Here is a 22,515-nt window from a genome sequence, read left to right on the forward strand (position 1 = left end):
CGCGCCGGCGCCCACCGGCGAACGCTTCCACGAGCTCACCCGCCGTCCGGCCAAGCAGGCGCTGACGCCCTGACCGCCCGGCCCGGGCCGGCGTGCGTGGCCCGCCGACCGAGTCCGGACGTACCCCTTGTCAAGGCGATATTAGGTTAGGCTAACCTTCGCCTTGTGAGATCTGGTGAAGAACCCGTGGGCGGACCGCGTCTGCGCGGGCATCAACTGTCGGCCACCGGCGTGACCGTGTCCTACGACGGCACCGATGTCGTGCACGACGCGGCGCTCGCGCTGCGGCCCGGCGAGGTGACCGTGCTGGTCGGCCCCAACGGCAGCGGCAAGTCGACGCTGCTGCGCACGATCGCCAGGCTGCAGCGGGCCCGCCGGGCGGAACTGACGCTCGACGCGGTCACCGACGGACTCGCTCTGTCCGCCAAGGAGTTCGCCCGGTACGTGGCCCTGCTGACACAGGGCCGGCCCACGCCGAGCGGACTCACCGTGCGCGACCTCGTGGAGTTCGGCCGCTATCCGTACCGGGGCCGCTTCGGCCGTCCGGACCCGGACGCGCAGGCCGCCGTGGAACGGGCGCTCGCGCTGACCGGGGTGAGCGACCTGGCCGAGCGCGGCGCCGACCACCTGTCCGGAGGGCAGTTGCAGCGCGTCTGGCTGGCCAGTTGCCTCGCGCAGGAGACCGGCGTGCTCCTGCTGGACGAGCCCACGACCTATCTCGACCTGCGCTACCAGGTCGAACTGCTCGACCTCGTCCGCGACCTGGCGGACGACCACGGGATCGCCGTGGGCGTCGTCCTGCACGACCTCGACCAGGCGGCGGCCCTCGCCGACCGGATCACGCTCCTCCAGGCGGGCCGGATCGTCGCCGACGGCCCGCCCGAGGACGTCCTCACCCCCGAGCGGCTGACCGCCGTCTACGGCATCCGCATCGACGTCGACACAGATCCGCACACCGGCCGCATACGGACCCGACCGGTCGGCCGGCACCACACCCGCAGCATCCGAAGCGAAAGGCTCGGCACCACCACATGAGACGCCTCCTGCTCACCGCGGCCACCACCACCGCCGCGGCGCTCACCCTCGCCGCCTGCGGCACCACCGAGCCGGCAGCCGACGGCTCGAAGGAGAAGACCTCCGAGGCCATCACCCTCACGGACTCCACGGGCGCGAAGGTCAAGCTCGACGGTCCCGCCAAGAAGGTCGTCGCCACGGAGTGGAACGAGGTCGAGAGTCTCATCACGCTCGGCGTCGACCCGGTGGGCGTCGCCGACGTCAAGGGGTACAAGATCTGGGGCTCCGCCGTCCCGCTGAGGAACGAGCCGAAGGACATCGGCACCCGGGGCGAGCCGAGCATGGACACCATCGCCTCGCTCTCCCCCGACCTGATCGTGGCCAGTTCCGACCTGCCGGACGCCGCCGTGAAGCAGCTGCGGAAGGTCGCCCCGGTCCTGGAGATCAAGTCGGCGGACGCCTCCGACCAGATCGGCCAGATGTTCGAGAACCTCGACCTCATCGCGAAGGCCACCGGCACCACCGACAAGGCCGAGGCGGCCCGCGAGAGCTTCGACGCCAAGGTGGCCGAGGGCAAGAAGACCCTCGCCGACGCCGGGCTCGCCGGCGCCGACGTCGCCTTCGCCGACGGCTATGTGACGTCCAACCAGGTCTCCCTGCGCCCCTACACCGGCGGCTCCCTGATCGGCTCGGTCAACGAGCGGCTCGGGCTGAAGAACGCCTGGAAGGTCAAGGGCGACCCGGTCTACGGCCTCGGCACCACCGACGTCGAGGGCCTGACCGGCCTGCCCGAGGACGTGCAGTTCGCCTACATCGGCAATGACGGCGACAAGTCCAGCAACCCCTTCGCCGGCCAGCTGAAGAAGAACGCCGTCTGGACCTCCCTGCCGTTCGTGAAGGCGGGCGACGTGCACCGGCTGCCCGACGGCATCTGGATGTTCGGCGGTCCCCGGTCGATGGAGGCGTACATCGACGCCCTCGTCGACGCGCTGCAGAAGTAACGCCCGTCATGGCCGTCACCGAAACACCCCCCGCCACCCGTCCGCCTGCGGCCGCGTCCCGGACGGGTGCGGCCGCGGTGACGGCCGGACTCGTCCTCGCGGTCGCCGTCCTCGCCGTCGTCGACATCACCCAGGGCACCGCGGCCGTCGGGCCCTCCCAGGTGTTCAAGGCCCTGACCGGGCAGGCCGATCCCGGCGACGCCTCCGTGGTCGTCGCCTCCCGGCTGCCGCGGATGACCGCCGGCATCCTGGTCGGCGTCGTCCTCGGCATCGCCGGAGCCGTCCTGCAGGCCGTCAGCCGCAACGTGCTCGCCTCGCCCGACACCCTCGCGGTCAACGCCGGTTCCTACCTGGCGCTCGGCCTGGCCGGTGCGTCCGGCGTCTCGCTGCCGCTGCTGGCCTCCTCCGGTGTCGCCTTCGCGGGCGGACTGGTGGCGGCGGCCGTCGTGCTGGCCCTGTCCGGCCTGGGCACGGGCACCGTCCGGCTGGTCCTCGCCGGCACCGCGCTCGCGCTGGGGCTGAACTCGGTCACCGAGGGGCTGCTGCTGCTGTTCCCGCAGGAGACCGAGGGCCTCTACCAGTGGAACCAGGGCAGCATCGGCCAGAACGGCTTCGACGGCGTGCTGCAGATGCTGCCCGTCGCGCTGGCCGGACTCGCCGGGCTGCTGCTCGTCGCCCGCCGGGTCGACGCCCTCGCCCTCGGGGACGACGCGGCGCGCGGACTGGGCGTCCCGGTCACCGCCACCCGGATCACGGTGGTCGTCCTCGCGGCCCTGCTGTCGGCGGCCGCCGTCACCCTCGCCGGGCCGCTGGGCTACGTCGGTCTGTGCGCACCGGCCCTGGTGCGTCCGCTCGCCCGCCGCTTCCGGGGCTTCGTGCGCGCCCGGGCCGCCCTGCCCGTGGCCGGACTGGCCGGTGCCGCGCTGGTGCTCGGATCGGACGTGCTGCTGCGGGCGCTGATCCCCGCGGACACCGCGGTCGCCGTCCCCACCGGCATCGTCACCAGTCTGGTGGGCGCGGTGTTCCTGGTGGTGACGGCGCTGCGGCTGCGCGACACGGCCGGAGCCGAGACCCCGGACCGGCTGCGCATCCCCAGCCGGGCGGTGTTCGCCGTCACCGTCGTCGTGCTCGCCGCCGTGGTGGTCGGCGTGAGCGTGGCCGGTGTGCTGCTGGGCGACAGCAAGCTGCTGCTCGGCGACGTCGCCAACTGGGCGCAGGGGCGCGCGGGTCGGGCCGTGTCCTTCGTGCTCGACACGCGGGTGCCGCGGGTGCTCGCGGCCCTGTGCGCGGGCGCCGCACTGGCCCTGGCCGGCACCCTGGTGCAGGCCGTGACCCGCAACCCGCTGGCGGAACCCGGCGTGCTGGGCGTCTCGGGCGGGGCCGCGCTGGGTGCCGTCCTGCTGGTGACGACCGTGCCGTCCGCGGGGTCCTGGGGGATCGCCGGTGCAGCGTTCGGCGGGGCCGCGCTGGCCTCCACCGTCGTCTTCGGGCTCGCCGCCCGCGGCGGTTACCGGCAGAACCGGCTGGTCCTGGTGGGCATCGGCATGGCGGCCGGTTCCACGGCCCTGATCAGCCTGCTCATCGTGCTCACCGACCCGTTCAACGCCACCAAGGCGCTGACCTGGCTGTCCGGTTCGACGTACGGGCGGACCACGGCGGACGTCGTGCCCGTCGCCCTGGTGCTGGTGCTCGGTCTGGCCGTGGCGGTCGCCCGGCGCACCGAGCTGGACCTGGTCTCCCTGGACGACCACACCCCCCGGCTGCTCGGTCTCGCCCTGCCCCGGGCCCGGCTGGGTTTCCTGGTGGTGGGCGTCCTGCTCGCCGCGACCGCCGTGGCCTCGGCCGGCACCATCGGCTTCGTGGGCCTGGTGGCACCGCACGCGGCCCGCGCCCTGGTGGGCCGGCGGCACGTGCGGGTGGTGCCGGTGGCCGTGCTGCTGGGCGCCGCGCTCGTCGGGACGGCCGATCTGATCGGACGCACCGTCATCGCCCCCGCCCAGCTCGGCGCCGGGCTGATGACCGCGGTCATCGGCACGCCGTACTTCCTGTACCTGCTGGTCCGCGGCCGGAGGGCGACATAGGGCGGCACACGACGCGCAATGTCCGAATCGCTCTGATCACCCCTGTTGTATGGATCCACGCACAACGGGAGTGAGGGAGCATGGCCAAGGACATCACGGACGCGGACCCGCCGCCGTCCGCGAGCCTGAAGCCCGATGCGATCGGGTTCCTCGACGCGCTGGTCATCGGGCTCAACGCCACCTCGCCGGCGTACTCGGTGGCGGCGGTCATCGGGCCGATCGTGGCCCTGGTGGGTCTGTACGCCCCCGGGGTCATGCTCGCCTCGTTCGTGCCCATGCTGCTGATCGCCTCGGCGTTCTACCACCTCAACAAGGTCGACCAGGACTGCGGCACGACGTTCTCGTGGGTCACCCGGGCCATGGGGCCGTGGGCGGGCTGGCTCGGCGGCTGGGCCATCGCGATGACCGGCGTGCTGGTCGTCGGGTCGCTCGCGGACGTCGCCGTGACCTTCTTCCTGCTCGCGGTCGGTCTGGACGGCTGGGCGGACCACGACGTCGTGCGCCAGGTCCTCACGGTGCTGCTGATCCTGGTGATGACGGCCCTGTGCGTGATCGGCACGGAGGTGTCGGCCAGGGTGCAGAACGTGCTGATCCTGGCGCAGGTCGCCTGCCTGCTCGCCTTCGCGGTCGTGGCGCTCCACCGCGTGTACGCCGGGACCGGCACCCTCGACGCGATCCGACCCGAGTTCGAGTGGCTGGATCCGTTCGGCGCGGGCGGTGCGCCGCTGACGGCCGCGCTGCTGCTGGGGGTGTTCATCTACTGGGGCTGGGAGTCGGCGGTCAACCTCACCGAGGAGGTCGAGGACTCCGCCACCGCGCCCGGCAGGGCCGCCGTCTGGTCGACGGTGCTGCTGCTGGTGACCTACGTGGCGGTCGCCTTCGCGGTCGTGGGCTACGCCGGCACCGCCTACCTGGCGGAGAACGCCGCGGAGGAGGAGTTCGTCTTCGCACTGCTCGCCGGGGAGGCGATGGGCGGCTGGGACTGGGTGGTGCTGCTGGCGGTCTCCACCTCAGCGCTCGCCTCCACCCAGACGACGATCATCCCCGCGTCGCGCACGGGACTGTCCATGGCCCGCCGTCACGCGCTGCCCGCGCACTTCGGCCGCGTCCACCCGCGGTTCCGCACGCCCGACGTGAGCACCTGGTGGGTCGCCGGCATCGCCATCGCCTGGTACCTGGTGCTGTACAACCTCAGCGAGAACGCCCTGTTCGACTCCCTCACCGCGCTGTCCCTGCTGATCGCCTTCTACTACGCCCTCACCGGTGTGGCCTGCGCGGTGTACTACCGCCGCCGGCTGACCCGCCGCGTCCGCGACTTCCTGCTGATCGGGCTCGGCCCGCTGGCCGGCGCCGGGCTGCTGGCCTGGCTGCTGGTGGAGTCGGTGTCGGACATGGCCGATCCGGCCAACTCCTACAGCGGCGTCTCGTGGTTCGGGCTGGGTCCGCCCCTCGTCATCGGCATCGGCATCGCGCTGACCGGTGTGGTCCTCATGGCCGTGTGGCGGCTGCGGGCCCCGGCCTTCTGGTCGGAGCGGCCGGGCGTGGTCGACCCGGTCCTCCTCGACGGCAAGGAGTCCTGACGATGTCGGTGGTCCTCGGCTACGACGAGTCCCCGGGCGCGCGGCGCGCGCTGCAGGTCGCGATCGAGGTGGCGAGCGCGTACGACGAACGGCTGGTCATCGTCTACGGGGCCGCGGCCCCCGGCGTGACCGGCGAGGAGTACGGCGCCCACCACGACGCCGTCCGGGAGGCCGGGAACACCGCGCTCGGCCACGCGGTCCGGGTGGCCGAGGAGGCCGGGGCGCGCACGGAGGTCGAACTGGTCGACGAGCGGCCGGCGCAGGCCCTGCTCGACGCCGCCGCCCGGCACGGCGCTCGGGTCATCGTGGTGGGCACCTGGGGGGAGAGCCCGGTGCGCGGCGCGCTCCTCGGCTCGACCCCGCACAAGCTGCTGCACCTGTCGAGCGTCCCGGTGCTGTGCGTACCGGCCGCGACCTGAGCCGGGGCGCCCACCGGCCCGTGCGGTCGTGCCGCGCGACGGTCGGGCCCCGGGCCGGGCGGGTGTCCCCGGGCGGCTGTCCCCCTGTCAGGTTCCTGCGAGCGGGCTGGGCAACGGCAGGTAACGGGCGTCGGCGCCGTCCGCCCCGGTCCAGCGCAGCAGCAGGTTCGTCTTGGCGGGGAGGGTCGGCGAGGCGAGCAGGGCGGGGATCTCCGGCACGTCGTGGCGGGACAGTTCGCGGCGGACGGCGGGCCAGGGGTCGAACCCGGCGTGCCGTTCGGCGAGGGCGGCGGCGATCTCGGTGAGGTGGTTGACGACCAGGCAGTACACCAACCGCTCCCAGCCCGCCTCGCGCGAGACGTCCGGCAGCAGCTTCACGCCCTCGGCGTCCCGGTACAGCGCCTGCACCGGGACGCCGAGGGCGTCGACGGCGACCAGCGTGTTCTGCAGGTGGGCCTCCAGGACGACCCCGTGCCGGGCGAACGCCCACAGGACCGGGGGAACCGCGCACGCCAGGTAGGCCGTCCACCAGCCCTCCGGGTCGGCGGTGCGCTCCAGGGGGCTCCCCTCGAAGCCCTCGGCCAGGCCGGCGGCGAGCAGCGGGGTCGCCCCGGGCAGGAGCCGGCCCGCGAACCCGTCGCGGACCAGGACGGCCAGGGCCTCGAAGGCGAACCCGGCCGTGCGGTACCCGCGGTCGCCGAGCCAGGCCGGGGGCCCGTCGAACGTCTCGAACGCGGCGCACACGGCCGCGTCGGTCCGGCGCAGGGCGAGCAGGTCGTGGCGCCACAGCCGGCGGATGTCGTTGGTGATCCGCACGTCCAGGCTGAACTTGAGGAACACGTCGTGCCCGGGCGCGTACAGCGTGCGGACGGCGGCCGTGGGCCAGCTGCCGGGAGCGGCCGTGCCCAGGTGGACGAGCCGGCCGTCGGCGAACGCGGCGGCGAGTTCCGCTCCGGCCAGGTGGAGCTGCCAGGGGTGGGCCGGCAGCAGCCGGTAGCCGGGCGGGGCCGTGCCGAGCGCGTCGAGCGCCGAGGTGTCGCCCTCCTCGACGACGGTGTCCTCGCGCACGCCCAGCAGGGTCACCGGGAAGGCGGCGTACGCCTCGGGGGCGTAGGGCAGCCAGCCGGCGGCGGGGCCGCCGCCGCGGGCCTTGGGGGCGGGATGGTGGGTGTGGCCGGTCAGGAGCGACTGCTCGGAGCGCCGGTAGGGGTCCGCGGGCGGGGCGGTCCGGGCCCGGGCGGCCAGCAGTGCGGCGACCGCGTCGCGGCTGTCGAGCATCTCGGCGGGCAGTTCGTGGTTGGACAGGCCGGTTCGGCGGCGCAGTTCGTCGGCGACGAGTGCCACCAGCCCGGCGTGGTCGAGGCGGTGCCAGGCGTCCCCGGTGCGCACCTCCGGCGCGGCGGGCCGCCGGGCGCCGCGCACGCGCAGCAGGCGGTCGCCGCCGGGCAGGTGGTACACCCGGTGTTCGCCGTCGCGGCGCACCGGCCGGGCCACTTCGCGCAGCAGGCAGTTCAGCAGCGGCACGGCGGCGTACGCGTCGGCGAGGCCGGCGGTGGCCGGGTCGTCACCGTGGGCCGAGTCGTCGTCGGCGGGCGGGGGCATGAGGTCCACGCGTTCCACTCGTCCCTGTGGTCCTTCCAGCGTTCCGGGCGGAGATGATCAGTATGTCGGTCGTCACCGTCCCGCTGCGACGCCCTATCCGTACCCGAGGAGCCCGCCCGTGCACCGTTCCCCCAGCGCCGAGACCGAGGCAGCCGAGGAGCTGGCCGTCGTGCGGCCCGCTCTGCTGCCGCGGTACGAAGCCGAACTGCCCGGTGCCCGGGCGGCCGTGCTGTCCCGCCTGTGGCGTGGTCTGGCCCATGACCCGCTGCCCTGGGCCGGCCGCCGGGAGACCGGTGGGGGCGGGCTGACCCTGCACCTGGCGGACGGGCGCCGGCTGCACGGGCCCCGGCCGGACCCCTACGCGACCGGTGCGTCCGTCGCGGCGGTCCGGCTCGACGGGACGGACCACGACGACCCGGCGCGGCTGATGGCGGAGCTGGCCGTGCCGCACTCCGCCTCCTTCGCCGCCGAACTCGGCCACAGTGTCGCCTCCATGGCCCTGTCGCGAGCCGGGCAGTCCGGAGCCGGTGAGGAGTGGCCGGAGCACGACTGGGAGTGGGAGCAGCGGATCGTCGACGGGCACCCGTTCCATCCGGCGTGCCGGTCGCGGCCCGGCTTCTCGGTGGCCGAGCAGCTCGCGTACGGGCCCGAGCACCGGCCGGTGGTGGAGCTGGGGATGGTGCCGGTGCGGGCGCGGGAGTGCCTGGTGTCGGGCGTGTGGCCGCAGGAGCTGCGGGACGGGGAGCACCTGGTGCTGCCGGTGCACCCCTGGCAGGCGGCGCACGTGCTGAAGCGGACCTGCGACCAACGGCGCCCCGGGCATCCGCTGATGGCCCTGCGGACGCTGGCGCTGCCCGGCGGGCCGCACGTGAAGACCTCGCTCAGCGCCCGGCTGACGTCCTCCGTGCGGGACATCTCCCTGCCCTCGGTCGCGGCCTCCGCGCTGCTGTCGGACTTCGCCGCGACGCCCGCGGCGCGCACGGAGGGCCTGCTGCACGTCACGCGCACGCTGGGCGCCGCCGCGGCCGGTTCACCCGACTTCGCGGCCGTCCTGCGGGAGTCTCCGCAGACGTACGCGGCACCCGGCGAACGGGTCCTGCCGGTGGCGGCCCTGGCGACCACCGACCTGCCCCGCTCCCCCGCCTGGCTGGCCGGGTTCGCGCGGCTCGCCCTCACCGTCGGCCTGCGGCTGCTCGACCTGGGGGTGGCCCTGGAGGCGCACGGCCAGAACCTGCTGGTCGTGCTGTCCGCCTCGGGGGAGCCGCTGCGGCTGGTCTACCGCGACCTGGCCGACATCCGCGTCAGCCCGGCCCGCCTGACGCGGCACGGCATCGCGGTGCCCGACCTGCCCGCGCGCATGGTCACCGACGACGAACGCACGCTGCGCCGCAAGCTGTTCGGCTCCCTCGTGGCGGGCGCCCTCGCCGGCACGGCGGGCTCGGGCGAGGCTCTGGCCGCGGCGCTGGAGACGGCGGTGCGCGATCTTCCGCCCACCGCGGACCTGGCCGCGCTGCGCTCCGATCCCCTGCCGGCGAAGGCGCTGACGCTGATGCGGCTCTCGCCGCGCACGCCCGGGGACCAGTGGGCGGAACTGCCCAACCCGCTGCGCTGAGTTCCGTTTTGGAGCCCGGCCCGGGTGATCAATAGGATCCGCCGATGATCACAAGTACACGGCTGGCGGCGGGCGTGTGCGTCCTGCTCGCCGCGCTCACGGCCGGGCTCGCCTTCCCGGCCGGGGCGGCCGTCGGCGAACCCACGGGCCAGGACGCCCCCAAGGTGGATCTCGTCCTCGACGTGAGCGGCTCGATGCGGGCGCGCGACATCGACGGCAGGTCGCGGATGGCCGCCGCGAAGCAGGCCTTCGACGAGGTGCTCGACGCCACGCCCGAGGAGGTGGAACTCGGCATCCGCACCCTCGGCGCCGACTACCCGGGCGAGGACCGCAGGACCGGCTGCAAGGACACCGCGCAGCTCTATCCGGTCGGCCCGCTGGACCGCACCGCGGCGAAGGCGGCCGTCGCGACGCTCACGCCGACCGGCTGGACGCCGATCGGCCCGGCGCTGCTGAAGGCGGCCGACGACCTGGACGGCGGCAACGGCTCCAAGCGCATCGTGCTGATCAGCGACGGCGAGGACACCTGCGCCCCGCTCGACCCGTGCGAGGTGGCCCGGGAGATCGCCGCGAAGGGCATCGGCCTGACCATCGACACCCTGGGCCTGGTGCCGACCGCCGAGCTGAGCCGGCAGCTCAGCTGCATCGCGGAGGCCACCGGCGGCACCTACACCTCGGTGGAGCACCAGGACGAACTCACCGACAAGGTGAACGAGTTGGTGGACCGGGCGGCCGATCCGGTGGTGACGCCGGTGCCGGCGGAGGGTGCCGCCGCGTGCGCGCAGGCGCCGGCGCTGAAGTCCGGCCTGTACAGCGACCGTGAGGAGTTCGGGCAGCAGCGCTGGTACCGGGTGGACGTGCGGCCGGGCCAGGAGCTGCGCGCCTCGGTGAGCGTGGCGGCCGACCGGGCCGTGACCCCGGCCTACGGCGTTCTCCTGCGGGCGGTCACCGCCAAGGGCCGCGAGATCGTGCGCGGCGAGGCGGCGGGCAGCGGCCGCACCGACGTCGTCTCGACGGGTCTGCGCTATCCGAAGGCCGGGAGCGACGAGGAGGGGGCCCCCGCCGAGGCGGTCTGCCTTGCGGTCTCCCACTCCTTCTCGGCGGCTTCCGGTGTGAAGACCACACCGGGGCTGCCGCTGGAGCTGACCGTGGACGTCGTGGACGCCCCGGACCCGGCGGGCGACGTGGCCGCCTTCGGTCTGGGTCGCGGCTGGTGGCTGCTCGGCGTCCTCGTCGTCGCCGGCTTCCTCGCCGGTCTCGTGTGGGGCTGGCTGTCGCGCTGGCGGATCGCGGTCTGGAGGAGCAGCTGATGCGAGTCGTGCGTGTGACCGTCGCCGCGCTGCTGACCGCGGGCCTGGCGGCCGCCCCCGCCGCGGCCGGCCCTTCGCCGAGCCCGTCGCCGGACGGTTCCGCGGCACCCTCGCGGGCCGGTACGTCGTTCCGTACGGCGACGGAGATCGACCAGGGGCGGCGGGCCGCGGCGGGCGCCTCCACCGGTGACTACCTGTACTGGTCGTTCCCGGCCGACACCGGACAGCGCCCCACGGTCAGGGCGACGGTGAAGCTCCCGCGGACCCACGCCGCCCAGACCTGGCAGATCGACGTCTACGACGGGCTGCGCCGCCGCCAGGCCTGCCGGTACGGGGCGCAGACGCGCACCGCCGCGGCGGACGCCGCCTCGGTGGAGCTGGCCTGCGCGCTGCGCACGGTCCGGGCCTGGTCCGAGCCGTGGGCCGCCGATCCCCTGCCGGGCACGTACTACCTGCGCCTGACGGCCACCGGTGTCGGCACCGGCGACCTCGGCCTGCCGGTGGACGCCGAGGTGCGGGTGGACTCCGAGGACGCCGGCGGCGCCGCGGCGGTGGACGGTTCGCTGTCCGAGCCGCTGGTGCCGGGGATCGCGACCGCGCCGGAGGAGGAGCGCGCGGACGCGGCGGTGCCGGCCGGCCTCGAACCCGAGGACGGCTGGAGCTCCGGCAGGTGGTCGGACCGGTGGGTGTGGACGGGACTGGGCGGCGTGCTGGCCGCGCTGGCCGGGGTCGGCGGCTACGCGCTGACACGCGGCACGGGGCGGCCGTCCCGGGTCCCGCCGGGCGCCTGACCTCTGCCTGACGCCGCACCAGAAGGCCCGCCCCGTGCGGGCCTTCTGCCGTTGGAGGGCGCGGCGCGGCCGGACAGGACTGCCGGCGCCGCCGTCGGGCGAGGTGGTCCGGGGTCGCGGCTCAGGCGTCCCGGAGCGCCTTGGCGAGGGCGCCCTCGCCGCCCACCTCCACCCGGCCCGCCCGGACGGCCGTGGCCAGGTCCAGCTCCCCTCTGGTCAGCGCCGTGCACGTGGCGGTGTCCAGGGCCAGCCGGGCGTCCGGCTCCACGGGGGCGGGCCCGTCGCCGTAGACCGGCCCCTCCCCGGCACCCGCGTACAGGTGGAACCGGCCTTCCTCCAGACGGACTTCGACCAGGCCCTCGCCGTCCAGCAGGCGCAGCAGAGGCAGGGCGAACCAGTGCGCGCGCACGGCGTCCGTGGGCCTGCGCTCCCCCAGCTCCGCCTCGCCCCACGCGCCGAGCGCCTGCAGCACCGGCAGCAACTCCCGCCCCCGGCGCGTCACTTCGTACACGGATGCGGCGCCGGGCGGGGGCAGTCTGCGCCGGGTCGCGAGGCCGTCGCGCTCCATGTCCCGCAGCCGCGAGGCGAGTACGTCCGTGCTGACGCCGGGCAGGTCCGCATGCAGGTCGGTGTAGCGGCGGGGACCGGCGAGGAGTTCCCGGACGATCAGGAGGGTCCAGCGGTCGCCGACCAGGTCGAGGGCGCGGGCGACGGAGCAGTACTGGTCGTAGCGTCGGCGAGGTGGCATGCGGGCAGTCTAGACAACGTGTTGGACTTTCCAAGCGACTACTTGGTAAAACCAAGCAGCACCAGTCGCCAGAGGGGAAGCAGCGCATGGAGTTCCGCCAGTCGAGCAAGCTGAGCGAGGTCTGCTACGAGATCCGCGGCCCGGTGATCGAGCACGCCGACGCGCTGGAGGAGGCCGGGCACAGCGTGCTGCGGCTGAACACCGGCAACCCGGCGCTCTTCGGCTTCGAGGCGCCGGAGGAGATCGTCCAGGACATGATCCGTATGCTGCCGCGAGCGCACGGCTACACCGACTCGCGCGGCGTCCTGTCCGCCCGCCGCGCGGTCGCCCAGCGGTACCAGACCCTCGGCCTGGAGGTCGGCGTCGACGACGTCTTCCTCGGCAACGGCGTGTCCGAGCTGGTGTCGATGGCCGTCCAGGCGCTGGTCGAGGACGGCGACGAGATCCTGGTCCCCGCCCCCGACTTCCCCCTCTGGACGGCGGTGACCACCCTGGCGGGCGGCAAGGCGGTCCACTACCTCTGCGACGAGCGGGCCGACTGGTACCCCGACCTCGACGACATGGCCTCGAAGATCACCCACCGCACGAAGGCGGTCGTGATCATCAATCCGAACAACCCCACCGGCGCGGTCTACCCGAAGGAGATCGTCGAGGGAATCCTCGACCTCGCCCGCCGCCACGGCCTGATGGTCCTCGCCGACGAGATCTACGACCAGATCCTCTACGACGACGCCGTGCACCACTCGGCCGCCGCGCTCGCCCCCGACCTGGTGGTCCTCACCTTCTGCGGACTCTCCAAGACCTATCGGGTGGCGGGCTTCCGCTCCGGCTGGCTGGTGGTCACCGGTCCCAGGCAGCACGCCAGGGACTACCTGGAGGGCCTGACCATGCTGGCCTCCATGCGGCTGTGCGCCAACGCGCCCGCGCAGTACGCCATCCAGGCCGCGCTCGGCGGCCGGCAGTCCATCGGCGAGCTGACCGCGCCGGGCGGGCGGCTGCGGGAGCAGCGGGACGTGGCCTGGCGCAAGCTCAACGAGATCCCGGGCGTGAGCTGCGTGAAGCCGAAGGGCGCGCTGTACGCCTTCCCCCGGCTGGACCCGGCGGTGTACCCGATCCACGACGACGAGAAGTTCGTGCTGGACCTGCTGCTGCGGGAGAAGATCCAGGTGGTGCAGGGCACCGGCTTCAACTGGCCCACGCCCGACCACTTCCGCATCCTGACCCTGCCGTACGCCGACGACCTGGAGGCGGCGATCGGCCGGATCGGACGGTTCCTCGCCGGGTACCGGCAGTAGGCGCCGGGGGCCGGTGGCAGGGCCCCTCTCGGGGTTCCGCGGCCGGTCGGGAAGGGCGGTTGTCAGTGGCGGGCCGTAGCCTGCGGGCAGGTGGGGCGAGTGCCCCGGGCCCTGCCGACGCCGGAGAGGAGCGCGCCGTGACCCGACCGCCGACCGCCGCGCAGCGGCGGGTCATCGACGCCGCCGACCCGGTCACCGGGCGGCTCAGAGGCACGCCGGCGCAGCTCGCGGCGCTGGTGCAGCGAGGGTTCGCCTTCCGGCACCCCAGACCGCCGCACGACCACTTCCTCACGCCGGAGGGGCACCGGGTCCGCCAGGGCATCACGCAGGCACCCGAGCCCGCCGCCGAGAGCCCCTCCTCCCCGTCCGGCGTGTTCGCGGCCCGCACCGGGGGCGAGGCGGATCCCCCGCCGTCCGGGCCCGCGCGGCGCCGTGAGGTGCACAGCGCCTGGCAGGGGCTGGTGGAGCTGCGCCGGATGACCAACCCGGACGGGTCGGTGGACCGGCCCTGCGGCTGGGAGCGCGCCCATCTGGTGCAGGCGGCGGCCCTGGCCCTGGAGGCGGCCGGGCACCACCCGGCCGGGCCGGACGACGGGGGCTACCGGGTGCGGGACACCCCGCAGCCGGAGGCCGTCGCCGTCCACGAGCCGGACTCCGAGGCGCTGCGAGCCTGCGCGGCCACCCTCGAAGGCGCTGGCTGGCAGGTGAGCGAGCACCGCGAGCCGCGCACCGGCACCCGGTACCTCCTGGCCTCACCGCGCAGGACGTGATGAGCATGTCAGGATCGGTGGATCGTTGCGCAGTGCACGAGAGTCGCGAAGGGGAAGCCGTGAGCCAGCCGTTTTCCGTCCCTGTGACCGTCCGCGGGTACGAGACCGATGTGCAGGGGCACCTCAACCAGGCGGTGTACCTCAACTACGCCGAGCATGCCCGCTGGGCGCTGCTCCAGGCGGCGGGGATCACGCAGACCGCCCTGGTCGGCACCGGTGTGGGCCCGGTCGCGCTGGAGACGACCATCCGCTACCGACGCGAACTGCTCGCGGGCGACGAGGTGGAGGTGACCTGCGCCTTCCGGTGGGGCGGCGGCAAGACGTTCCGGATCGAGCAGGCCGTCGTGAAGGCCGACGGCACGGTCGCCGCCGAGATCACGGCGGTCGGCGGGATCCTGGACCTCGAGCGGCGCAAGCTGGTCGCCGATCCCGCCGCGGTGTTCCGGAAGCTGGCGTCGGATCCGGGCCTGTTGGGACTTTAGAGCCCGTGCCGGCCGGACCGGCCGTGGCGGTCCTGCCCCGGCCGGTGCCGGACCGGCCGGGGCCGGGCTCGCAGAGAGGGTCCCGTGTCCTCAGGACGAAGCGGCCGGGGCGGTGGGGACGCCCGTCAGCTCCTTGCCCGTCTCCATCGGGTGGGTCACGTCCCGGGCGTCGCGGCCTCCCCCGCCCAGGTGGTTGAAGACGAGGTTGAGCAGCACGGCCGCCACACAGCCCGTCGAGATGCCCGAGTCCAGGACGATGCGGGCCGTCTCCGGGAAGGCGTGGTAGAACTCCGGCGCCGTGATCGGGATGATGCCGACCGCCAGGGAGACGGCCACGATCAGGACGTTGTTGTCCTTGTCCAGTCCGGCCCGGACCAGTGTCTGGATGCCGCTGGCGGCGACCGAGCCGAACAGGACCACGCCCGCCCCGCCGAGCACGGGGCGCGGCACGACGGCGATCAGCGAGGCCGCCATCGGGCACAGGCCCATCAGCACCAGGAACCCGCCGCCCGCGGCGACGACGTACCGGCTGCGGATCCGGGTCATGGCGACCAGGCCGATGTTCTGCGCGAAGGCGCTGCACATGAAGCCGTTGAACAGGGGGCTGATCGCCGAGCCGAGGGTGTCGGCGCGCAGGCCGGCCGCGATGGTCTTCTCGTCGACCGGGCGTTCGACGATCTCGCCGAGGGCCAGCATGTCGGCGGTCGACTCGGTCATCGACACCACCATCACCACGCACATCGACAGGATCGCGGCGAGCTGGAACTGCGGTGCGCCGAAGTGGAACGGCGTGGGGAAGCCGACGACGGCCGCGTCCGCGACGGGACCGAAGTCGGTGACGCCGAACGGGATCGCGATGAGGGTGCCGACGACCAGGCCGAGCAGCACGGCGATCTGCTTGACGAAGCCCCGGGTGAACCGACGCAGCAGCAGCACGATCAGCAGGGTCGCACCGGCGAGGCCCAGGTTGGTCGCCGAGCCGTAGCCGTCCGCCGCCGGGTTCGGTCCCTGCGCCCAGCCGAAGGCGACGGGCAGCAGCGAGATGCCGATCAGGGTGATCACGGATCCGGTGACGACCGGGGGGAAGAAGCGGATCGCCTTGCAGAAGACGGGGGCCGCGAGGAAGCCCAGCAGGCCGGCGACGATGACCGCGCCGAAGATGATCGGCAGGGCGTCGGACTTGTCCTCGGTGGAGGCGACGATCGCGGTCATGGGGGCGACACCGGCGAAGGTGACGCCGTTGACGAACGGCAGCCGGGCGCCGATCTTCCAGATGCCGAGGGTCTGCAGGAAGGTGGCGAGGCCCGCGGTGAACAGGCAGGCGCCGGTGAGGAAGGTCAGGTCGGTGGCGGAGAGGCCGATGGCCGCGCCGACGATCAGGGGTGGGGCGACGACTCCGGCGTACATGGCGGCCACGTGCTGCAGGCCGGTCGTCGCCATCTTGAGCGCGGGGAGTTTCTCGTCAACGGGGTGGTCGGCCACAGCGGCGTCCCTCCGGTCGGTTACACGGCTGCGCCGAGCGGCGCCCGTGGGTGTCAAGGAGGTGGTGCGGGTGGTCGTGCGGGACCGGCGGACGGTGGTGACCGTCTCCGGGGGCGCGCGCGTGGGCGCACGCCCCCCGGAGACAGCCGCCGCGGACCCCGCTCGGGTCCACGGCCACCGGCCGGGAGCCGTCCCTCCCGGCCGGAGTATCCGGGTGGTCAGGCCTGCGCGGCGATCCTCGCCAGGCGCCGGGCCTCGTCGCGCGTGGCGCGGGCGATGGCGTCCTCGTCGACGGTCAGCAGGCGCCCGTCCTCGACGATCTGCCGGCCGTCCACGAAGGAGGCGGTGACCGGGGCGGCCGCGCCGAAGACCAGGGCGGTCACCGGGTCGGCGATGGAGGCGTGGGCGAGCGTGTCCATCCTCCACAGCACCAGGTCGGCGAGCTTGCCGGGCTCCAGGGAGCCGGTCTCCGCCGCCCGCCCGAGGACCTGGGCGCCACCGTAGGTGCCCAGGCGCAGCGCCTGGCGGGCGTTGAGCGCGGCTTCCTTGTGGCCGCCGAGGCGGTTGATGAGGAGCGCGTTGCGCAGTTCGGTGTGCAGTTCGCCGGACTCGTTGGAGGCGGTGCCGTCCACGCCGAGGCCGACCGGGACGCCCGCCGCGAGCATGTCGGGGACGCGGGCGATGCCGGCCGCCAGGCGGGCGTTGGACGACGGGCAGTGCGCGACACCGGTCCGGGTGCGGGCGAAGGCGGCGATGTCGGAGTCGTTCATGTGGACGCAGTGCGCCATCCACACGTCCTCGCCGAGCCAGCCGGTGGACTCGAAGTAGTCGGTCGGGCCCATGCCGAACAGCTCGTGGCAGAACTTCTCCTCCTCGACGGTCTCCGAGCCGTGGGTGTGCAGCCGGACGCCGAGGCGGCGGGCCAGCCGGGCGCCGTCGCGCAGCAGTTCGGTGGAGACGGAGAAGGGCGAGCAGGGCGCGACGGCGACCTGGGTCATGGCGTCGAAGGAGGAGTCGTGGTGCCGGCGCACGGTCTCCTCGGTGGCCTCCAGGGCGCCGTCGAGGGTTTCCACGGCGAAGTCCGGGGGCAGGCCGCCGTCCTTCTCGCTGCGGTCCATGGAGCCGCGGGCGAGGGTGAAGCGGACGCCCATCTCGCGGGCGGCGCCGATGATCGCGCCGGCGAGGTCGCCGGAGCCGTGCGGGAACACGTAGTGGTGGTCCATGGCGGTGGTGACGCCGCCGCGGGCCATCATGGCCAGGGAGCCCTGGGCGGCCGCGCGGACCATCGGCTCGTCGATGCGCGCCCAGGTGGGGTAGAGCGCGACGAGCCAGTCGAAGAGGTTGTGGTCGGTGGCCAGTCCGCGGGTGATCCACTGGTAGAAGTGGTGGTGGGTGTTGATCAGTCCGGGGGTCACGAGGTGGCCGGAGGCGTCGATGCGGCGGGCCACGTCCTGAAGGCCCTCGGGGGCCGGGCCCGCGCCGAGGGATTCGATGCGGTTGCCGGCGATGACGACGTGTCCGGAGGCGTACTCGGTGTCGTGTCCGTCGACGGTCGCGATCGCACAGTTCTCGATGACGATGCGCCGGTCTGCTGCCATGGTTCGTCCTTTGCGCTGATGTGGAGAGGGCACGGCAGGACCCCGGAGATTTGAGTGCCGTGGCCGGGGGACGGGTTCCCCCGGCCACGGGTGCCGAAAAAGGGGGACCTCAGAGGTTGGTGAGGTCCTCGGGGATCCGCGCCTCGCGGCCGTCCCGCAGGATCGTCGCCTCGATCAGGCCGTAGGGCCGGTCGGCGGCGTAGTAGACCTCGTTGTCGTTCTTCAGGCCGAACGGCTCCAGGTCGACCAGGAAGTGGTGCTTGTTCGGCAGGGAGAAGCGGACCTCGTCGATCTCGCTGCGGTGGTTGATGATCCGCGCGCCCATCTGGTACAGCGTCTGCTGCAGCGACAGGGAGTACGTCTCGGCGAAGGCCTGGAGCATGTGCTTCTTCACCTGCTCGTAGGACTTCTCCCAGTTGGGCATGCGCTCGTCGTCGTCGGTCCAGTTGAACCGCCAGCGGCCCGACACCTCGGTGGCCAGGATGCGGTCGTAGGCCTCCTTCAGGGTCGTGTACTTGTCCTTGACGTAGCCCCAGAACTCGGAGTTGGTCGAGTTCATCACGACCAGGTCCTTCAGGCCCGAGATCACCTCCCACTTCTCGCCGTCGTAGGTGACCTGGGTGAGCCGGGTCTCCTGGCCCTTGCGGACGAAGGAGTGCTTGACGTCGTCGGCGCCGATGAACTGCGAGGTGGCGTCGGAGGCCTCGATCCGCTCCCAGGCGTACTCCTCGATGCGGATGCGGGCGCGGTGGATCGGCTGCTGGCTGGTGACGAAGTGCCGGGCGAGGTGGATGCCGAACTGCTCGGCGGACTCGATGCCGTGTTCCTTGGCGAAGGCGAACACCGTGTTCTTGGTGGTGTCGGTCGGCAGGACGTTGGCGTTGGAGCCCGAGTAGTGGACCTCGTCCATGTCGCCGGACAGGGCGACGGAGACGTTGAGGTCCTTGATGTGGTGGGTGGCGCCGTCCCGCGTGATCTTGACGACTCGGTTCTCCGCCTTGCCGTACTGGTTCTGTCCCAGGATCACAGGGCGGGCAGGGCGGGAAGTGTCTGAGCGGGCAGGGCGGGAAGTGTCTGCCATCTGTAGCTAGCTCCCTCGGTAAACGGAGTAGCCGAACGGGTTGAGCAGCAGCGGTACGTGGTAGTGCTCGCCCGGCACGACGGCGAACGTGATCGCCACCTCCGGGAAGAACACACCGGCGCCGCTGTCCCGGTTCGCGGGGGCGTCCTGCTGCGCATCGGCTTGCTTGTCGGTGAAGTACGGCTCCACGGCGAAGTCGAGCCGTACGTGGGTCGTTCCCTCCGGCAGGGCCGGCAGGTCCTTGCACCGCCCGTCCGCGTCGGTCGCCGAGCCGCCGAGCGCCTGCCAGTCGGCCGTGCGCCCCGAGCGGGCGGACAGGTAGACGGCGACGCCCTCGGCGGGGCGGCCGGCGCTGGTGTCCAGGATGTGCGTGGACACGGACGCGGTGGCGGAGGTGCTCATGGTGCGGTCAGTCCCCTTCGACGAGTCGGGCCAGACGGATGCGGTTGATCTTCCCCAGTTCGGTGCGGACGATCTCCCGCTCCTGCTCCGGCGTGTTGCCGAGGCGTTCCCTGAGCGCGTCGCGCATCTGCTCGCCGGTGCGTCCGGTGGCGCAGATCAGGAAGACGTGACCGAACCTCTCCTGGTAGGCGAGGTTCAGCTCCAGCATCTCCGCCCTGAGCGCGTCGGAGGCGCCGGCCATGCCGCTCTGTTCCCGCGCCGAGGTGGGGTCACCGGGCTTGGGGCGGCCGATGGGCGGGTGGCCGGCCATGGCCTCGTCGAGGTCGGCGGCCGTGAGCTGCGCCGTGGCGGCGTCGCTCGCGGCGTACAGGTCCTCGGGGGCGAGGAAGGGGCGGGCGGCGAGCAGTCGCCTCGCCCACGCCGTGGACGCGCACGCCTCATGGAGCGCGGTGAGGGCCGCGTGCTCCTCCGATGCGTTGAACCGGGCCAGGCCCGGTGGCGTGGAAGTGGAAGTCACGGGAGCCTCCGTGGCCGGCAACGGCCTTCGTGCTGAACGGGCGTGCCGATAGCTAACGCCCAACCGCGACAGTGCGTCAACAGTTTGTTGAAAATTCGGTGGCGTGAAACCGGGGGCGACGGGCGCCTCCCCGTCAGGCCCCCTTCTCGCGGTTGAGGTAGTTGTAGACGGTGAAGCGGCTGACGCCCAGGGCGCTCGCGACGGTCTCCACGCCGTGCCGCACGGAGAAGGCGCCACGCGCCTCGAGCATCCGGACCACCTCCTGCTTGGCCTTGCGGTCGAGATCGGCCAGCGGCATGCCCTTGCGGCGTTCCATGGCGGCCAGGATGTGATCGAGGGAGTCGGCGAGCTGCGGCAACCGCACGGCGACGGCGTCGCGCCCTTCCCAGGCCAGCACGACGTCGTCGGGGCCGGCCTCGTCGGGCGGGATCATCTCGCCGCCCATGGCGTCGACGAGGGGCTTGACGGCCGCGATGAACGACTCGTCGCCCGTGCCGCTCACGAGCCGTCCCCGTCGATCACGTTGACCTGGAGCGAGACCCGGGTGGCACCGGCCGCCAGGGCCTTGCGGAGCAGGGCGTCCACGGCGCCGAGCACGTCGTCGGCACCGCCCTCCGCGGTGTTGCCGAACGGACCCACGTCCACGGCGTCCAGCTCGGCGGCCTCCACGACCTCGCGGGCCACCACCGCGTGCGCAGGGGCCTCGTCGAGGTCGAAGGGCTCGGTCGTGAACTCCACTCTCAGTCGCACGCGCTCAACCTAACGCGCGCTGCGGACTTTCCGGCAGCCCCTCTTGACAGCCGGAGCACCCCACAGGCAGTCTTCCGTTAAGCAGAAACAGGATTCCGCATTACGGAAACAAGCTGGAAGACAAGGAAGGGAGCGCCGCCCCGATGGGATTCGCAGACCAGCGCTTCAACGTCAACCTGTCGATCCTCTTCACGGAGCTCCCCCTGCTCGAGCGCCCGGCGGCCGCCGCGGCCGCCGGGTTCGGCGCGGTCGAGCTGTGGTGGCCCTGGGTCGACTCGCCCACGCCCCCGCAGACCGAGCTCGACGCCCTGCGGCGCGCGATCGAGGACGCCGGCGTCCGCCTGACCGGCCTGAACTTCTACGCCGGGCAGTTGCCGGGCCCGGACCGCGGCGCCCTGTCCGTCCCCGGCGAGGAGTCGGAGCGGTTCCGGGCCAACATCGACGTGGCCGCCGGTTTCGCCGCCGCGCTGGGCTGCACGGCCCTCAACGCCCTGTACGGCAACCGCGTCGAGGGCGTGGACCCGGCCGAGCAGGACGCGCTGGCGCTGGAGAACCTGGTGCTGGCGGCCCGCGCGGCCGACCGGATCGGCGCGGTGCTGCTGATCGAGGCGCTGAACGAGCCCGAGTCGCCGCGCTACCCGCTGGTCTCCGCGCCGGCCGCCGTCGAGGTCGTCGACCGGGTCGACGAGGCGACGGGGCTGGGCAACGCGCGCTTCCTCATGGACCTCTACCACCTGTCCATGAACGGCGAGGACCTGCCCGCGGTGATCGAGCGGTTCGCCGCGAGGACCGGTCACGTCCAGATCGCCGACAACCCGGGCCGCGGCGCGCCCGGCACCGGCTCGCTCCCCCTCGAGGACCTCCTCGACCAGCTCAAGAAGGCGGGCTACGACGGCTGGGTGGGCCTCGAGTACAAGCCGGGCGACCGCCCGAGCGCCGAGGCCTTCGACTGGCTGCCCCGCTGACCCCCGCACCGAAAGGCACCCCATCATGAGCAGCACTCTCCCCAAGGTCGCCTGGATCGGCCTCGGCATCATGGGCTCGCCCATGTCCGAGAACCTGATCAAGGCGGGCTACCAGGTCACCGGCTACACGCTGGAGCAGGACAAGCTGGACCGCCTGGCCGCCGCCGGCGGCACGGCCGCCTCCTCGATCGCCGAGGCCGTCCGGGACGCCGACGTCGTCATCACGATGGTCCCGGCGTCCCCGCAGGTGGAGGCCATCGCCTACGGCCCGGACGGGATCCTGGACAACGCCCGGTCCGGCGCGCTGCTGATCGACATGTCCTCGATCACGCCGCAGACGTCGGTCGATCTGGCGAAGGCGGCGAAGGACAAGGGCATCCGCGTCCTGGACGCCCCGGTGTCCGGCGGCGAGGCCGGCGCGATCGAGGCCGTGCTGTCCATCATGGTGGGCGGCGAGCAGGCCGACTTCGACGAGGCCGAGCCGATCTTCCAGGCCCTCGGCAAGACCATCGTGCTGTGCGGTCCGCACGGCTCGGGCCAGACCGTGAAGGCGGCCAACCAGCTGATCGTCGCCGTGAACATCCAGGCGTGCGCCGAGGCCGTCGTCTTCCTGGAGAAGTCCGGCGTGGACCTGAAGGCGGCCCTGGACGTCCTGAACGGCGGCCTGGCCGGCTCCACCGTGCTGACCCGCAAGAAGGACAACTTCCTCGCCCGCGACTTCAAGCCGGGCTTCCGGATCGACCTGCACCACAAGGACATGGGCATCGTCACGGACGCCGCCCGCACCGTCGGTGCGGCCCTGCCCGTCGGCGCCGTGGTCGCCCAGCTGGTCGCCTCCCTGCGCGCCCAGGGGGACGGCGGCCTGGACCACTCGGCGCTGCTGCGGGCCGTGGAGCGCCTCTCCGGCGCCCAGGTCTGACCCTCCCCGGCCTCGTCGCGCCGGGGCCCGAGACCCCGGGCGGTGCCGCCCCTGACACCTGTCCTGTCGCGCCCAGAGGGGCGGCGCCGCCCGGAA

At 73.3% G+C, this 22,515-nt stretch carries 22 protein-coding genes; 13 read left to right on the forward strand and 9 right to left on the reverse strand.

The genetic code is table 11. The features are described from left to right. Positions 1 to 165 precede the first annotated feature (165 nt). From Q5694_RS30900 to Q5694_RS30920, 5 genes are all read left to right on the forward strand, one after another. Positions 166 to 1,035, forward strand: coding sequence for an ABC transporter ATP-binding protein (locus Q5694_RS30900; protein WP_333936799.1), 870 nt, complete (start codon positions 166 to 168; stop codon positions 1,033 to 1,035). Then, complete coding sequence (locus Q5694_RS30905; RefSeq protein WP_333936800.1) at positions 1,032 to 2,015, forward strand: iron-siderophore ABC transporter substrate-binding protein; 984 nt, start codon at positions 1,032 to 1,034, stop codon at positions 2,013 to 2,015. The genes Q5694_RS30900 and Q5694_RS30905 overlap by 4 nt, the downstream gene beginning before the upstream one ends. Positions 2,016 to 2,023: 8 nt before the next feature. After that, positions 2,024 to 4,096, forward strand: coding sequence for an iron ABC transporter permease (locus Q5694_RS30910; RefSeq protein WP_333936801.1), 2,073 nt, complete (start codon positions 2,024 to 2,026; stop codon positions 4,094 to 4,096). Positions 4,097 to 4,176: 80 nt separating this feature from the next. Then, positions 4,177 to 5,676: an APC family permease gene (locus Q5694_RS30915; protein ID WP_333936803.1), complete on the forward strand. Its 1,500-nt coding sequence runs from the start codon at positions 4,177 to 4,179 to the stop codon at positions 5,674 to 5,676. Between the two features lie 2 nt (positions 5,677 to 5,678). After that, positions 5,679 to 6,095 carry a universal stress protein gene (locus tag Q5694_RS30920; RefSeq protein WP_333936804.1) on the forward strand — a complete coding sequence of 139 codons (417 nt, stop codon included), beginning with the start codon at positions 5,679 to 5,681 and terminating at the stop codon, positions 6,093 to 6,095. Between the two features lie 87 nt (positions 6,096 to 6,182). Here Q5694_RS30920 and Q5694_RS30925 read toward each other — a convergent pair whose 3' ends face one another. Further along, entirely contained in the window at positions 6,183 to 7,715 is a 1,533-nt protein-coding gene (locus tag Q5694_RS30925; RefSeq protein ID WP_333936806.1) for an IucA/IucC family protein, read from the reverse strand. A gap of 100 nt (positions 7,716 to 7,815) precedes the next feature. Here Q5694_RS30925 and Q5694_RS30930 point away from each other — a divergent pair, with 100 nt between their 5' ends. From Q5694_RS30930 to Q5694_RS30940, 3 genes are read left to right on the forward strand one after another with little or no spacing between them, the layout of a single operon-like run. Continuing rightward, on the forward strand, positions 7,816 to 9,309 hold the full coding sequence (locus tag Q5694_RS30930; RefSeq protein WP_333936807.1) for an IucA/IucC family siderophore biosynthesis protein: 1,494 nt from the start codon (positions 7,816 to 7,818) through the stop codon (positions 9,307 to 9,309). 44 nt (positions 9,310 to 9,353) lie between these two features. Then, complete coding sequence (locus tag Q5694_RS30935; RefSeq protein WP_333936808.1) at positions 9,354 to 10,619, forward strand: VWA domain-containing protein; 1,266 nt, start codon at positions 9,354 to 9,356, stop codon at positions 10,617 to 10,619. Then, a complete protein-coding gene (locus tag Q5694_RS30940; protein WP_333936809.1) occupies positions 10,619 to 11,410 on the forward strand; it encodes a hypothetical protein in 792 nt (263 codons plus the stop codon). The genes Q5694_RS30935 and Q5694_RS30940 overlap by 1 nt, the downstream gene beginning before the upstream one ends. Before the next feature lie 121 nt (positions 11,411 to 11,531). Here the strand turns inward: Q5694_RS30940 and Q5694_RS30945 are convergent, their stop codons facing one another. Further along, positions 11,532 to 12,158 carry a winged helix-turn-helix transcriptional regulator gene (locus tag Q5694_RS30945; RefSeq protein WP_333936810.1) on the reverse strand — a complete coding sequence of 209 codons (627 nt, stop codon included), beginning with the start codon at positions 12,156 to 12,158 and terminating at the stop codon, positions 11,532 to 11,534. An 86-nt stretch (positions 12,159 to 12,244) separates the two neighbouring features. Between Q5694_RS30945 and Q5694_RS30950 the strand changes: the two genes are divergently transcribed. The 3 genes from Q5694_RS30950 to Q5694_RS30960 all read left to right on the forward strand — a co-directional run bounded on the left by Q5694_RS30950 (position 12,245) and on the right by Q5694_RS30960 (position 14,705). Continuing rightward, positions 12,245 to 13,453 (forward strand): pyridoxal phosphate-dependent aminotransferase, encoded by a 1,209-nt coding sequence (locus Q5694_RS30950; RefSeq protein WP_333936811.1) that lies wholly within the window; start codon positions 12,245 to 12,247, stop codon positions 13,451 to 13,453. Between the two features lie 137 nt (positions 13,454 to 13,590). Continuing rightward, a complete protein-coding gene (locus Q5694_RS30955; protein WP_333936812.1) occupies positions 13,591 to 14,223 on the forward strand; it encodes a hypothetical protein in 633 nt (210 codons plus the stop codon). Between the two features lie 59 nt (positions 14,224 to 14,282). Then, on the forward strand, positions 14,283 to 14,705 hold the full coding sequence (locus tag Q5694_RS30960) for an acyl-CoA thioesterase (protein ID WP_333936813.1): 423 nt from the start codon (positions 14,283 to 14,285) through the stop codon (positions 14,703 to 14,705). 90 nt (positions 14,706 to 14,795) lie between these two features. On the opposite strand, the gene Q5694_RS30965 is transcribed toward Q5694_RS30960, so the two are convergent. The 7 genes from Q5694_RS30965 to Q5694_RS30995 all read right to left on the reverse strand — a co-directional run bounded on the left by Q5694_RS30965 (position 14,796) and on the right by Q5694_RS30995 (position 20,535). Then, entirely contained in the window at positions 14,796 to 16,187 is a 1,392-nt protein-coding gene (locus Q5694_RS30965; RefSeq protein ID WP_333936814.1) for a nucleobase:cation symporter-2 family protein, read from the reverse strand. A 218-nt stretch (positions 16,188 to 16,405) separates the two neighbouring features. Continuing rightward, the gene (locus tag Q5694_RS30970; protein WP_333936815.1) at positions 16,406 to 17,785 is read right to left on the reverse strand and encodes an 8-oxoguanine deaminase; all 1,380 of its coding nucleotides are present in this window, start codon (positions 17,783 to 17,785) and stop codon (positions 16,406 to 16,408) included. A 109-nt stretch (positions 17,786 to 17,894) separates the two neighbouring features. Continuing rightward, a complete protein-coding gene (gene pucL, locus Q5694_RS30975) occupies positions 17,895 to 18,866 on the reverse strand; it encodes a factor-independent urate hydroxylase (RefSeq protein WP_333936816.1) in 972 nt (323 codons plus the stop codon). Between the two features lie 6 nt (positions 18,867 to 18,872). Beyond that, a complete protein-coding gene (uraH, locus tag Q5694_RS30980) occupies positions 18,873 to 19,268 on the reverse strand; it encodes a hydroxyisourate hydrolase (RefSeq protein WP_333936817.1) in 396 nt (131 codons plus the stop codon). A 7-nt stretch (positions 19,269 to 19,275) separates the two neighbouring features. Beyond that, the gene (gene uraD / locus Q5694_RS30985) at positions 19,276 to 19,785 is read right to left on the reverse strand and encodes a 2-oxo-4-hydroxy-4-carboxy-5-ureidoimidazoline decarboxylase (protein WP_333936818.1); all 510 of its coding nucleotides are present in this window, start codon (positions 19,783 to 19,785) and stop codon (positions 19,276 to 19,278) included. A gap of 133 nt (positions 19,786 to 19,918) precedes the next feature. Further along, positions 19,919 to 20,287, reverse strand: a complete 369-nt coding sequence (locus tag Q5694_RS30990) for a helix-turn-helix domain-containing protein (protein ID WP_333936819.1) — start codon at positions 20,285 to 20,287, stop codon at positions 19,919 to 19,921. Further along, complete coding sequence (locus Q5694_RS30995) at positions 20,284 to 20,535, reverse strand: hypothetical protein (RefSeq protein WP_333936820.1); 252 nt, start codon at positions 20,533 to 20,535, stop codon at positions 20,284 to 20,286. Before Q5694_RS30995 ends, Q5694_RS30990 begins: the two co-directional genes overlap by 4 nt. Positions 20,536 to 20,678: 143 nt before the next feature. On the opposite strand from Q5694_RS30995, the gene Q5694_RS31000 reads away from it, so the two are divergent. Further along, positions 20,679 to 21,500: a TIM barrel protein gene (locus tag Q5694_RS31000; RefSeq protein ID WP_333936821.1), complete on the forward strand. Its 822-nt coding sequence runs from the start codon at positions 20,679 to 20,681 to the stop codon at positions 21,498 to 21,500. A 25-nt stretch (positions 21,501 to 21,525) separates the two neighbouring features. Beyond that, positions 21,526 to 22,419 (forward strand): 2-hydroxy-3-oxopropionate reductase, encoded by an 894-nt coding sequence (locus tag Q5694_RS31005; protein WP_333936822.1) that lies wholly within the window; start codon positions 21,526 to 21,528, stop codon positions 22,417 to 22,419. Positions 22,420 to 22,515 lie beyond the last annotated feature (96 nt).

It is taken from the genome of Streptomyces sp. AHA2 (assembly GCF_036857595.1).
Taxonomy (GTDB): domain Bacteria; phylum Actinomycetota; class Actinomycetes; order Streptomycetales; family Streptomycetaceae; genus Streptomyces.